General features: G+C 37.8%; 5 protein-coding genes. All 5 read right to left on the reverse strand.

Going from position 1 to position 14,719, the window contains the following annotated elements:
• A partial coding sequence (locus RYL77_RS05370) for a pneumococcal-type histidine triad protein (protein WP_315010403.1) occupies positions 1–1,319 on the reverse strand: 1,319 nt, incomplete at its 3' end.
• A gap of 223 nt (positions 1,320–1,542) precedes the next feature.
• Positions 1,543–4,737, reverse strand: coding sequence for a pneumococcal-type histidine triad protein (locus RYL77_RS05375; protein WP_315010405.1), 3,195 nt, complete (start codon positions 4,735–4,737; stop codon positions 1,543–1,545).
• Between the two features lie 396 nt (positions 4,738–5,133).
• A complete protein-coding gene (locus RYL77_RS05380; protein ID WP_315010407.1) occupies positions 5,134–8,211 on the reverse strand; it encodes a pneumococcal-type histidine triad protein in 3,078 nt (1,025 codons plus the stop codon).
• A gap of 248 nt (positions 8,212–8,459) precedes the next feature.
• The gene (locus tag RYL77_RS05385; protein ID WP_315010408.1) at positions 8,460–11,546 is read right to left on the reverse strand and encodes a pneumococcal-type histidine triad protein; all 3,087 of its coding nucleotides are present in this window, start codon (positions 11,544–11,546) and stop codon (positions 8,460–8,462) included.
• A gap of 157 nt (positions 11,547–11,703) precedes the next feature.
• On the reverse strand, positions 11,704–14,712 hold the full coding sequence (locus RYL77_RS05390; protein WP_315010410.1) for a pneumococcal-type histidine triad protein: 3,009 nt from the start codon (positions 14,710–14,712) through the stop codon (positions 11,704–11,706).
• Between the last annotated feature and the right edge of the window lie 7 nt (positions 14,713–14,719).

The following is a 14,719-nucleotide window of genomic DNA, read 5'->3' on the forward strand; positions in this document are numbered from 1 at the left end:
GGTGTTACTGGCGTTTTACCTCTCAAATGATCTTGTGCTGCCTTGATTTGTTCTGCTGTCAAGTCCTTCTTGAAGAAGTAATGGTTATGGTCACCGTGGGTCATGACAAAGCCTGCCGCATCTTCACTGATAATTCGATTGGCATCAAAACCATGACCATGTGCATCTTCATCATGATCATCATCGTCATCATGTGCTGGACTTGGTGTTACTGGCGTTTTACCTCTCAAATGATCTTGTGCTGCCTTGATTTGTTCTGGTGTCAAATCCTTCTTGAAGAAGTAATGATTGTGGTCACCATGAGTCATGACAAAACCTTCTGAATCTTCACTTATAATTCGATTGGCATCAAAACCATGACCATCTTCTTCCTCATGGTGGATATGTGGTGACGGATTACTTAATACAGAACTAGAAGAACTTCCTACCTCTTCCGTGTTAGAGTGTGATGGGGGATTGTTAAGAGATGACTTAGGAATATAATGATAGTGGTCCCCATGTCTTACTATATAAGCATCACCGGTATCTCTGACAATGTCATTAGGGTTAAAGACATAACCATCATCTGCTGCAGTAACACCATTATTCGGTGTCACTGATAAAGGTTGACTGAGAGCTGTAGTATTCCCTGATAAATATGCTTTTGCGGTTGCTAATTCACCTGCCGACAAGTCACTCTTAGGAATGAAATGATAGTGACCTCCATGTGGTACTATATAACCATCACCTGTATCTTTAATGATATCTGAAGCGTTAAAGACATAACCATCATCAGTAGTATAACGTCCCTGTAACTTAGCTACAGATACTTCTGCGCTAGGTCCTTTCTCGTCTTTACCATGTTCTTGTTTTTGGCGATTGATTTCATCTTTTGTTCGAACATTATCAGCATGAGAAGCATCTTTTAGGTAGACATAATATTTTCCATCTACCTTGATGATATAACCACCCTTGACTTCATTGACAATATCTCCATCCTTAAGTTGGTAGTTTGGATCCTTCATCAAGAGTTCTTCACTAAAGAGGGCATCATAAGGAACTTTCCCGTTATAGTAATGATAGTGATCACCGTGTGACGTCACATAGCCCTGATCTGTAATTTTGATTACAATTTGTTCTGCTTGAATTCCTTCTTTTTGACTAACCTGATTTGGCGTCAAGTTTTCAGTTTTCTGACTGGACTGGCTTCCATCCACATAAGAGACCCGATTATTGTCCTTATTTTCTTGTGAGCGATGCTGGTTCAGTGCATAGGCACAAAGACTCAAGGATACGATAACAGCTGATCCAGCTGCTATATACTTTTTATTAAATTTCATAAACTCCTCATTTCAATAAATGATGAAGCTATTTCTTAGCTTCTTTTTCTCGGTTAAAGAGCTTTTTCTAAACTGGTTGTTTAACCAATTAATTAACCAGTAAATATTCTACCTCTTTTTAACTTGTATGTCAAGAGATTTTATATATTAATAATAAAACAAAGCTCTCCCAAAATATTGAGAGAACTTCATTTTTGATTCAGACTTTTTCTAATGCTATTCTTTACGCTGTAAAATCAGATAAATTCTTTTTTATCACTTCTCCACCTGACAATCTTAATTCAATTGTTCCATCCATATTAAACAAGACGCTATCTAATCCTAATCCATAACTAGCAGCAAATTTTGCAATTTTTTCTTGTACTGGATCTACTGCAGGTGCTTCTTCTAATCCTGGTTCTAAAATAGGGGCAGCTCCTACATTTCCTGTAGAATTCAACATACCATTATCTGTTGAATTTTCAGGTTTTTCATTTGATTTTGGTACTTCTGGTAAAACGGTTTCTGATTTATTTGCCCTTGGTTGTGTTTTAGCTTTTTCAGGAGATGGTGCTACGTTTTCAGACACTTTATTTTCAGCATTTCCATTGGATTCTTCTCCTGTAAAATCAGCCATATTCTTTTTAATGACTTCTCCACTTGGTAAATGTAATTCAATTGTTCCGTCCATATTAAACAAGACATTTTCTAACTTCATTCCATGACTTTCTGCAAATTTAGCCACTTTTTCTTGAACTGGATCTACCGTTGGAACTTCTTCTAGCATTGGGTCTGAAAGAGGATTTTCAATTGGTTTTTCTATACCAGGTTTTAAGATTTTCCCTTCTGGTTTTGGCGTTTCTTCTACTTTATCAGATGTTTTTGCTGTTCCCTCTTTTTCTGCAGGTTTTGATTCTCCAAGTTTTTCAGTTATTTTTGGTAATTCTTCGTCTTTTATGCTTTCTCCTTTAAATTGTGATAAAACTCCAGCTTTTTCTGTTTGATTATCTTTCTCCAAAATTGGAACTTCTACAATATAAGACGATTGATTATCCAAATAAGCATTTGCCATGAAGGTTACTGGAATTTTATTTCCTGCTGTCATTGTTGTTCCTTGATTTAATTTTGGAATAGGCAATTGAATTTCGCCCACTTTGTAGTTATTTTCTAAGTACGCATTTCCATGAAATTCATCAAACACTCTGACTAAAGCTTCAGTCCCTTTGGGTATTACATATTGAGGTTTCACTCTTAAATAAGTATCCCCTGCATGGAATGGATAGAAAATCGTACGACTTGCCATGTTGTAAGCTAATGAGCTTGGAATCGTAAATTGTCCTTCGTAGTTCACTTCTGGATAATCTTTTGAAGTAATGGTGTATTTAAAAGTTTCTCCTGGTAAATAAGGTTTATCTAATTCAAAATTAGCAATATTTCCTACTCCTTCACCGAATACTTTTCCAGATAATTTCTCAATCACTTTCCCGTCTGGAGTCGTTAATTTCACCATCATATTTGTTCCTAATTTTTTCTCTAATTCTGGTGGGAAACTAAAGGATACACGTTTTTGCCCATTTGCTAAGGTAAAGTTTTGGTTATTAAATGTGCTGTTTTTCAATAGTTTTACAACACTTGCCAATTCTTCTCCTGTATAAACCTTGTTTCCTTCTTTTTTAGCAACTCCTTCTTCTGGTTTAAAGAGTTCATAGTTACTATGAGAGTGTCCAATTCCAACTGGCTTATGTTCATCAATTGGATCAGCATGATGGTGGTCTCCGTGTGGATAAATAATTGCATTTTTCTCTTTATTGACTACAATACTTTCACGTTTTACACCGTATTGTTTCATGATTCCTGCAATTTTTTCTTCAATTTTTTTATCTAACTCACTCATTTCTGCTGGCTTCGTTGCATCAGCATGGTGATGCTCCTCTTTAGGAGCCGTTGTAGTCCCATTATAGCGAGCTTTAGCTGCCTCTAAATGTACTTTTGGAATTAAACTTTCCCATTTTGTATGGACTAATTGTTCAAATGGAATGACATGAATATCTTTCATATTTCCATTATGCGCCACTAATAAGCTTTCTCCTGATGTACCAATAATATGATTTCCATCAAATAAAAATCCGTCACTCGTTTTATAATGGATTCCAGAAAATTGTTTTTCTTTTGTAGTAGTATTTTCAGTAGCCGTTTTATTATCTGATTTTGGTAGATTTGTCATAGAATTAACACTTGTCAAATCATTTAATTCTTTTTGAACTTTTTCAACTTTAGAAACCAATGACTCAACAGATTCGTGATTTTTATCATTTTCTAAACTTGGCGCTACTGGTAATTTACCTTTCAAGTGTTCCATCGCTGCCTTCATTTGGTCTACTGTCAAATCCTTCTTAAAGAAGTAATGATTGTGGTCACCATGGGTCATGACAAAACCTTCTGAATCTTCACTTATAATTCGATTGGCATCAAAACCATGACCATCTTCTTCCTCATGGTGGATATGTGGTGACGGATTACTTAATACAGAACTAGAAGAACTTCCTACCTCTTCCGTGTTAGAGTGTGATGGGGGATTGTTAAGAGATGACTTAGGAATATAATGATAGTGGTCCCCATGTCTTACTATATAAGCATCACCGGTATCTCTGACAATGTCATTAGGGTTAAAGACATAACCATCATCTGCTGCAGTAACACCATTATTCGGTGTCACTGATAAAGGTTGACTGAGAGCTGTAGTATTCCCTGATAAATATGCTTTTGCGGTTGCTAATTCACCTGCCGACAAGTCACTCTTAGGAATGAAATGATAGTGACCTCCATGTGGTACTATATAACCATCACCTGTATCTTTAATGATATCTGAAGCGTTAAAGACATAACCATCATCAGTAGTATAACGTCCCTGTAACTTAGCTACAGATACTTCTGCGCTAGGTCCTTTCTCGTCTTTACCATGTTCTTGTTTTTGGCGATTGATTTCATCTTTTGTTCGAACATTATCAGCATGAGAAGCATCTTTTAGGTAGACATAATATTTTCCATCTACCTTGATGATATAACCACCCTTGACTTCATTGACAATATCTCCATCCTTAAGTTGGTAGTTTGGATCCTTCATCAAGAGTTCTTCACTAAAGAGGGCATCATAAGGAACTTTCCCATTGTAGTAATGATAGTGATCACCATGTGACGTCACATACCCCTGATCTGAAATCCTGATAACAATTTGCTCAGCCTGAATTCCTTCTTTTTGGCTAACCTGGTCTGGTGTCAAATGTTCACTTTTCTTAGCATCTTGATTGTTATTTACATAAGTTACCCGATTATTATCTGTGTTTTCCTGTTGACGATGCTGATTTAAAGCATAAACACATAGACTCAAGGAAAGGATAACTGCCGAGCTAGCTACTATATACTTCTTGTTTAATTTCATAATTTCCTCATTTCAACAAATTTTGAAGCTATTTCTTAGCTTCTCCGACTTAGTTAAAAAACTAATTTGCAAACCAGTTATTTAACCAATTGATTAACCGGTTAATAGTTTATATTTTTTTATCTCTTTTGTCAAGATTTTTATAGATGGAATAAAATTATTACTTTATACTCAATGAAAATCAAAAAGCAAACTAGGAAGCTAGCCGTAGGCTATACTTTAGTAGAGCAAGGCGACGCTGACGTGGTTTGACTTTGATTTTCGAAGAGTATTAAAATTCCTTGCTTCATTTTTAAAGCAGGAAATTTCATCTATCTATTAACAAATAAAAGGACATTATTCTATCCAAAAGTAGAACAATGTCCTTTCAACCAGTTTATCATTAGTCAAAATACTCTAAGGTTTTATTTGCTTAAGAGTTTTAATATCATAGGTTACTAAATCCCCATTCTTATTATAAAATTGAACACCTTCTGATGAAAAAATAAGATATTTAGAATCAATTTGAGCAATTTGTGCTATTTGATTTATATGATTTTTTAAAGTATCCTTATCTAATCCATAATCTGGTATATCATCATAATCATCTGCTTTATTTTCTGTATGTGATTTTTCTTCTTCACCAACTTTTTCTACCGAAGGATTATTGATAGGCGTATCTGCCTCATTTTGAGGTGTGCTATCCTTTGGTTTCTCATCAACTTTACCTGAATCAGCTTCTTCTTTCTTTGTTTCCGATTTCTTATCTGAAGAAACTAGATGTGAATTAGAAGAACCATTTGTTGTTTCTTTTCCTTCACTTCTTTTAGCTATCAACTCTTGAGCTTGTTTCCACTCTTTCTCTGATAAATCAGACTGATTGATACTTCTCAATGAATCACCACTAGCTTTTGGAATACTGAAAGATTTATCTGCCCAAATATAAGTTCCCTTTGCCAATACATCCTGAGGATCAAAAATATATCCATCAGGAGTTGCAAACTTGCCTTCTTTAAGTGCTTTCTGTACTTCTTCCGCAGAATGGATAATTTGCCAATTCTGCATTCCAGTACGTTTTTCAAGAGGCGTTACATTAGCAATGACAGATCCAGCATCATCATGACCTGGTTTTGACCAAACTTCAGGACGCACATCAGGATGTTGCATTACATATTTTATTGTTGCGATTTGATCACTACTTAACCAAGAATATGGTACGACATGAATATGATCGATATGTGGAATAATGAAGGAACTTCCAGTATCATATGTAGTATTCGCTGCATGCATAGGCAAGCTAGATACATCTACAGCTAATCTTGGTTTAATATCTGTTTCTACAATATCATAACGATAATTATCTTTATCTTTAAGCATTAGTTCCTGCTCAGAAAAAGCTATTTGAGTAAGATCGAGTTCTTCACGTGAATAAAAATAATCTTTACCACCTTCATTGATTATATAACCAATTTTACTATTTCTAGAAATCTTATTAGTTACTTTTTTATAATCAAACTTTGGTCTTTCCTTCTCATCTGAGTGAACTGAAGAAACGATGTCGTCTGGATTTTTACCAGTTTCTTGAATCCATTTGGCAACTTCATCCAATTCGAATTGTTCTAATTCACCGTATCCCATATAATGGAAATGATCTCCGTGTTTAGCAATAACACCTGATTTATCAACAGAATCAATTGAATCTTTGGTAAATATATATCCATCACTCGTATCATAAGGCTTACCATCTAAACCTTTTCCATATGCTTTGATTGGTTGTCCTAAAAACTTATGTACTACTTCTTTTGATACTGAAGGTTTAATATCTGTACCAATTTGATTTAATCCATTTTGCCCTTTTAACGGAATAATTCTAGCAATCTTCTGCTCTAAATCAGACATTTGTGAATAAGGGATAAAGTGATAATGGTCTCCGTGGGGCACTGCTACACCATTAGCTGTACGTTTGATGATTTGTGCCGGATCAAAGACTAGGCCATCCGATTCTACATGTCGTTCTGATAAAGGTTTGGCATACAATTCAGTTAAAAGTGTTGAAATATCTTCCCCTTGATTTTGATGATAAGTTGGAGTAACAGTCAGATTAGGTGTCTCTGTCAAACTTGGTTGGGCTGGATTTAGATTGTCACTACTTGGTTTACTTGAACTTATATCAGAATGTGAGCCCTGTTTCCCATTCCAATAGGCTTGGGCGGCCGCCAATTCTCCTGCTGACAAATCACTCTTAGGTATATAGTGGAAATGATTGCCGTGCGGTACAACAAAAGCGTCACCTGTATCTTCAATCACATCTGTCGGACTAAAGACATACCCATCATCCGTTGTATAAGCGCCTCCAGTTCCTCGATTTGGTGCCTGCGTATTGAGATTAAAGTTTGGTTTAATGGTTGAACTTGTTTTTTCAGGACTGCTTGGTTTCGTATTATCAGAATGACTTTGAACTGGCTGACCTCCAATTGGTAGATTTCGAGCCAATTTTTCTTCCAAAGCAGACATTTGCGAATAAGGAATGAAATGGAAATGATCTCCGTGAGGAACTGCCACACCATTGGCAGTACGTTTTGTAATCTGTGCTGGGTCAAATACCAAGCCATCAGATTCCACATGACGTTGGCTAAGTGGCAAAGCGTACAATTCTTGAAGGAGACTAGCTAAATCCTCACTTTGACTTTCAGAATCTGTTGCAGGATTTTGAGGTGTCTCAGATTGACTCGTTCTCACACTAGATCTTGCTTCTCCTCTGCTTGAACGATATTCAACCGTACTTAATTGGCCACCTTTCCCAGATAAGAAGGCTTGAGCAGCAGCTAATTCACTGGCAGACAAGTCACTCTTAGGAATATAATGGAAGTGATTGCCATGAGGAACGATATAGGCATCGCCTGTATCTTCAATGATATCAGAAGCATTAAAGATATACCCATCATCCGTTGTATAGCGTCCTTGGGCTCTGGCTGCAGCAACAGCATTATCTGTGCTTGCATTATGATTATGACTATGTTCCTGCTTCTGACGTTTAATCTCTTCTTTTGTCCGAATATTGTCCGCATGAGCCGCATCTTTGAGGTAAACATAGTATTTCCCGTCTACCTTAATCACATAACCACCCTTGATTTCATTGACAATATCTGAATTCTTCAACTGATAATTCGGATCTTTCATCAGCAGTTCTTCACTGATGATAGCATCATAAGGAACCTTGCCATTATAGTAATGATAATGGTCTCCATGAGAGGTTACATAACCTTGGTCCGTAATCTTGATGACGATTTGTTCTGCGTTGATTCCCTCTCTCTTACTGACTTCATCTGGTGTCAAGTTCTCTGCCTTTTGACCAGCCTGATCACCGTCTATATAAGCAACTCGATTCGAATCTTTCTTAACTTGTCCGGCTTGATAACGACCAAGTTCATAGGAACAAACACTTAGGGCAAGAACTGCCACTGAACCTGCTACATATTTTTTATTGATTTTCATTCTTTCCTCATTTCTTAAGCCTATTTGATTCACCACAAAATGATAAACCGGTTAATTAACTAGTTAATAGTTTACTCTTTTTAGTATTGCTTGTCAAGATTTTTATGTCATTAAAAAAATAAAAGCCAGTATTGCTTGTCAAGATTTTTATGTCATTAAAAAAATAAAAGCCAGTATCGCTACTGACTCTTACTCCTTTTGATTTATAGGATAAATTTTATTCTTCTGGTTTCGTTATAACTGATTCGCTATCTTTTTAACAAAGCAAGTAATTTTTCTGCTTCTGCCATGATACCATTATTATCCATAGTTTGGAGGTTCAAATTATTTCGTAAACTAGCTAGTGTTTCTGTTGCATTGGCCTTCAGACTAGCATCAGTTACTTTAGCAAGTAAAGCTTCTGCTTCTTTGAGTTTAGCTTCTACTTTTTCAGTCTCTACTTGAGGAACTTCAGCTTCATCTGTTGTATCTTTAACTTCTTCCTCTTTATCTTTTTCATCCGTACTCGGTTTATAAAGATTATCTACTGAAGGGCTCAAACTTGAGTGATTCTCCTTTTCATTAGATTCAGGAGGAGTTGACTCATCTACTTCATGATGTTCTTCCTTTTCTTCATCATGTTTACTATCTTTGTCTGCTTTATTTTTACGAACATGGTCACTTGCGTTTCCCCATCCATTATCTGAATGCGGACGTTCGTTTGGATGTTCTACATAGTATTTTACAGTCGCAAAGAGATCCTCTAAACTATAGCCTTTAGGTGCCTCATAAAGTCCTTCGTCAAACCACCCAAATTTAATGTTATGGTAATGGTCGTAATGAGGTATAATTAAGCTACCATTTTTAACTTCAACAGTATGTTGTAGATTGTAAGGAATATGATCAAGTGGAACCTTCTTAGCTGCTTTCACTTTATTATAGATTGCTTCTACTCCTTTAACCTCAGTATTTCCTGAACCCTGATTATCTGTTGAAGGAGGCGTCAAACCTTTCTCTTTAGCATAAGCCTGAGCTGCCGCTCTTTCAGCTTCAGACAAACTATCTTTCTTAATCCAATGGCTATGGGTCATATGAGGTGTTACATAAGCATCTCCCTCATCACTGGTAATATCACGAGTGTCAAAGATATAGCCATCCTCTGTTGTATACTTACCTGCTAATTTCGCTAATTTAATTTCATCGTCTGTATAAACAATTTGAGCATTTGGTTTGCCAATACGTTCTGGATGGTTAATTGGTGCTAGGAATGCCAATAAATCATCTACTAATTTTCCTTTATTAGTAGATTCATCATTCAAGCGCTCTGCTAATTTGTCTAAGGCTTGAAAATCAGAAGTACGACCTTTATTTTCAGACAAGGCTTTATGAGCCTCGACCAATAAATTATATGCTTTATCATAAAATTCTTGGTCACGAGGAGCGACATTTTCTTTCTTCGCAACTAGAGCGTGTGTTTCTTGAGTTTTCTTAGACAAGAGATTTTCAATAGCGTCAATCTTATCCTTGGTCAAGTTTTTAGCTAGAACATAACGACTAACGCCCTTATCCTCGATAATATAACCGTCGCCAACTTTTCTAACAACCTGGTTGACATCAAGTTCAGTCGGTTTATTTTCCACTGGTGCTAGAGGTTTGGTAGTAGGGGCTGGCTTCAAAGGAGTGACGCTTGGCAAGACAACACTGCCATTTTGTCCCTTGACAGCTATCATACGAGCCAATTTTTCTTCCAAAGGGGACATTTGGGAGTAAGGGATAAAGTGATAATGATCTCCGTGAGGCACTGCTACACCATTTGCAGTACGTTTGATAATTTGTGCCGGATCAAAGACGAGTCCATCAGATTCTACATGTCGTTCTGATAAAGGTTTGGCATACAATTCACGTAAGAGTGTCGGAATGTCTTCCCCGTGGTCTTGATGATAAGTTGGAGTAACAGTCAGATTTGGTGTCTCTGTCAAACTTGGCTGGGCTGGATTTGAGTCATTGTTACTTGGTTTACTTGAGCTTGTAGAAGAATGAGAACCCTGTTTACCATTCCAATAGGCTTGGGCTGCAGCTAATTCTCCTGCGGACAAATCACTCTTAGGTATATAGTGGAAATGATTGCCGTGCGGTACAACAAAAGCGTCACCTGTATCTTCAATCACATCTGTCGGACTAAAGACATACCCATCATCCGTTGTATAAGCGCCTCCAGTTCCTCGATTTGGTGCCTGCGTATTGAGATTAAAGTTTGGTTTAATGGTTGAACTTGTTTTTTCAGGACTGCTTGGTTTCGTATTATCAGAATGACTTTGAACTGGCTGACCTCCAATTGGTAGATTTCGAGCCAATTTTTCTTCCAAAGCAGACATTTGCGAATAAGGAATGAAATGGAAATGATCTCCGTGAGGAACTGCCACACCATTGGCAGTACGTTTTGTAATCTGTGCTGGGTCAAATACCAAGCCATCAGATTCCACATGACGTTGGCTAAGTGGCAAAGCGTACAATTCTTGAAGGAGACTATCCAAGTCCTCATTTTGACTCTCAGGAGTTGTTGCAGAATCTTGAGGAGCCTCAGATTGACTCGTTCTCACACTAGATCTTGTTTCTCCCCTGCTTGAACGGTATTCAACAGTACTTAATTGACCACCTTTTCCAGATAAGAAGGCTTGAGCGGCAGCTAATTCACTAGCAGACAAATCACTCTTAGGAATATAGTGGAAGTGATTGCCGTGAGGGACAATATAGGCATCTCCTGTGTCCTCAATGATATCAGATGCATTAAAGATATAACCATCATCCGTTGTATAGCGTCCTTGAGCTCTGGCTGCAACTACCGCCTGATCGTTAGAACCGCCTCCATGATTATGACTGTGTTCCTGCTTCTGACGTTTAATCTCTTCTTTTGTCCGAATGTTGTCCGCATGAGCTGCATCCTTGAGGTAAACATAGTATTTCCCATCTACCTTAATGACATAGCCACCCTTGATTTCATTGACAATGTCTGAATCCTTCAACTGATAACTCGGATCTTTCATGAGGAGTTCTTCACTGATAATAGCATCATAAGGAACCTTGCCATTATAGTAATGATAATGGTCTCCATGAGAGGTTACATAACCTTGGTCCGTAATCTTGATGACGATTTGTTCTGCGTTGATTCCCTCTCTCTTACTAACTTCATCTGGTGTCAAATTCTCTGCCTTTTGGCTTGGTTGGTTGCCATCGATGTATGAAACACGGTTATTTTCTTTTACAGTTTGATCTTGATGCAAACCTAGTTCATAAGCACAGACACTTAAAACAAGTGCAGTTGCTGACCCAGCTAGATATTTTTTATTGATTTTCATTCTTTCCTCTTTTCTTAACTCTATTTGATTCACTATAAAATAATAAACCAGTTAATTAACTAGTTAATAGTTTACTCTTTTTAATATCGATTGTCAAGAATTTTACATATCCACATAATAAAAATAAAAGCCTCTTTATCGAGACTTTCATTTTTCATTAGTTTATTTTTTCCTTACTTACAGATGAAGGATTACTTCCTTTTAACAACGCAAGTAATTTTTCTGCTTCTGCCATGATACCATTATTATCCATGGTTTGGAGGCTCAAATTATTTCGTAAACCAGTTAGGGTTTCTGTCGCATTGGCCTTCAAACTCGCATCAGTCACTTTAGCAAGTAAAGCTTCTGCTTCTTTGAGCTTGGCTTCTACTTTTTCGGTCTCTACTTGAGGGACTTCTGGCTCAGCAGGTGTTTCCTCTACTGGCTCTTCATCCGCTTTGAAGTTCTTATTTGGATCTTCACTGTGGTCTTTCTTACCTAAGACATGCTCGCTGGCATTGCCCCATCCATCATTAGAATGTGGACGTTCGTCAGGATGTTCAACATAGTACTTAATCGTAGCAAATAAGTCTTCCAGAGTATAACCATTTGGAGCCTTGTATGAGTGGTCGTCAAACCAAGCAAATTTAATGTTATGGTAATGATCCTTATGAGGAATAATCAAATTACCATTTTTAACCTCAACTGTATGCTCGACCATGTATGGAAGTCGAACGAGTGGAATTCGTTTTTCCCCTTTCACACGATTGTAAATGGCCGCCGCACTATCTCCAGTTGGATTTGCTTGAGCATCTGCATCTGGAGATGGAGGTAGGATACCTTTTTCTTTAGTATAGGCCTGAGCTGCGGCTTTTTCCTTATCAGAAAGACTATCTTTTCCAATCCAGTGACTATGGCCCATATGAGGTGTTACATAAGCATCCCCCTCATCACTGATAATATCATGTTCGTCAAAAATATAGCCGTCTGAGGTTGTATACTTATCAGCTAATTGAGCAATACGGACTTCGTCTTCGGTATATTCAATTTGAGAATTTGGTTTGCCAAGACGTTCTGGATGGGTAATTGGTGCTAGGAATGCCAATAAATCATCTACCAATTTTCCTTTATTAGTCGATTCATCATTCAAGCGCTCTGCTAATTTGTCTAAAGCTTGGAAATCAGAAGTACGACCCTTATTTTCAGACAAGGCTTTATGAGCTTCGGCCAATAAATTATATGCTTTATCATAAAATTCTTGATCACGAGGAGCGACATTTTCTTTCTTCGCAACTAGAGCGTGTGTTTCTTGAGTTTTCTTAGACAAGAGATTTTCAATAGCGTCAATCTTATCCTTGGTCAAGTTTTTAGCTAGAACATAACGACTAACGCCCTTATCCTCGATAATATAACCGTCGCCAACTTTTCTAACAACCTGGTTGACATCAAGTTCAGTCGGTTTATTTTCCACTGGTGCTAGAGGTTTGGTAGTAGGGGCTGGCTTCAGAGGAGTAACACTTGACAAGACACCGCCATTTTGTCCTTTGACAGCTACCATACGAGCCAATTTTTCTTCCAAAGGGGACATTTGGGAATAAGGAATAAAGTGATAATGGTCTCCGTGGGGCACTGCGACACCATTAGCTGTACGTTTGATAATTTGTGCTGGATCAAATACTAGGCCATCCGATTCCACATGACGTTCTGATAAAGGTTTGGCATACAATTCACTTAAAAGTGTTGAAATGTCTTCCCCTTGATTTTGATGATATGTTGGTGTGACAGTTAGATTAGGAGTCTCTGTCAAACTTGGTTGGGCTGGTTTAGCATTATCACTACTTGGTCTACTTGAACTTGTAGAAGAATGTGATCCCTGTTTACCATTCCAATAGGCTTGGGCGGCAGCCAATTCTCCTGCTGACAAATCACTCTTAGGTATATAGTGGAAATGATTGCCGTGCGGTACAACAAAAGCGTCACCTGTATCTTCAATCACATCTGTCGGACTAAAGACATACCCATCATCCGTTGTATAAGCGCCTCCAGTTCCTCGATTTGGTGCCTGCGTATTGAGATTAAAGTTTGGTTTAATGGTTGAACTTGTTTTTTCAGGACTGCTTGGTTTCGTATTATCAGAATGACTTTGAACTGGCTGACCTCCAATTGGTAGATTTCGAGCCAATTTTTCTTCCAAAGCAGACATTTGCGAATAAGGAATGAAATGGAAATGATCTCCGTGAGGAACTGCCACACCATTGGCAGTACGTTTTGTAATCTGTGCTGGGTCAAATACCAAGCCATCAGATTCCACATGACGTTGGCTAAGTGGCAAAGCGTACAATTCTTGAAGGAGACTATCCAAGTCCTCATTTTGACTCTCAGGAGTTGTTGCAGAATCTTGAGGAGCCTCAGATTGACTCGTTCTCACACTAGATCTTGTTTCTCCCCTGCTTGAACGGTATTCAACAGTACTTAATTGACCACCTTTTCCAGATAAGAAGGCTTGAGCGGCAGCTAATTCACTAGCAGACAAATCACTCTTAGGAATATAGTGGAAGTGATTGCCATGAGGAACGATATAGGCATCACCTGTGTCCTCAATGATATCAGATGCATTGAAGATATAACCATCATCCGTTGTATAGCGTCCTTGAGCTCTGGCAGCAACTACCGCCTGATCGTTAGAACCGCCTCCATGATTATGGCTATGTTCCTGCTTCTGACGAGTAATTTCTTCTTTTGTTCGAATATTATCTGCATGAGCCGCATCCTTGAGGTAAACATAGTATTTCCCGTCTACCTTAATCACATAACCACCCTTGATTTCATTGACAATATCTGAATTCTTCAACTGATAATTCGGATCTTTCATCAGCAGTTCTTCACTGATGATAGCATCATAAGGAACCTTGCCATTATAGTAGTGATAATGGTCTCCATGAGAGGTCACATAACCTTGATCAGTGATCTTGATGACGATTTGTTCTGCGTTGATTCCCTCTCTCTTACTAACTTCATCTGGTGTCAAATTCTCTGCCTTTTGACCAGCTTGATCACCGTCTATATAAGCGACTCGATTAGAATCTTTCTTAACTTGACCAGCTTGGTACCGTCCAAGCTCATAGGAACAAATACTTAGGGCAAGGACTACCACTGAACCTGCTACATATTTTTTATTGATTTTCATTCTTTTC

Origin of the sequence: uncultured Streptococcus sp. (genome assembly GCF_963516515.1) — a bacterium.
Taxonomy (GTDB): domain Bacteria; phylum Bacillota; class Bacilli; order Lactobacillales; family Streptococcaceae; genus Streptococcus.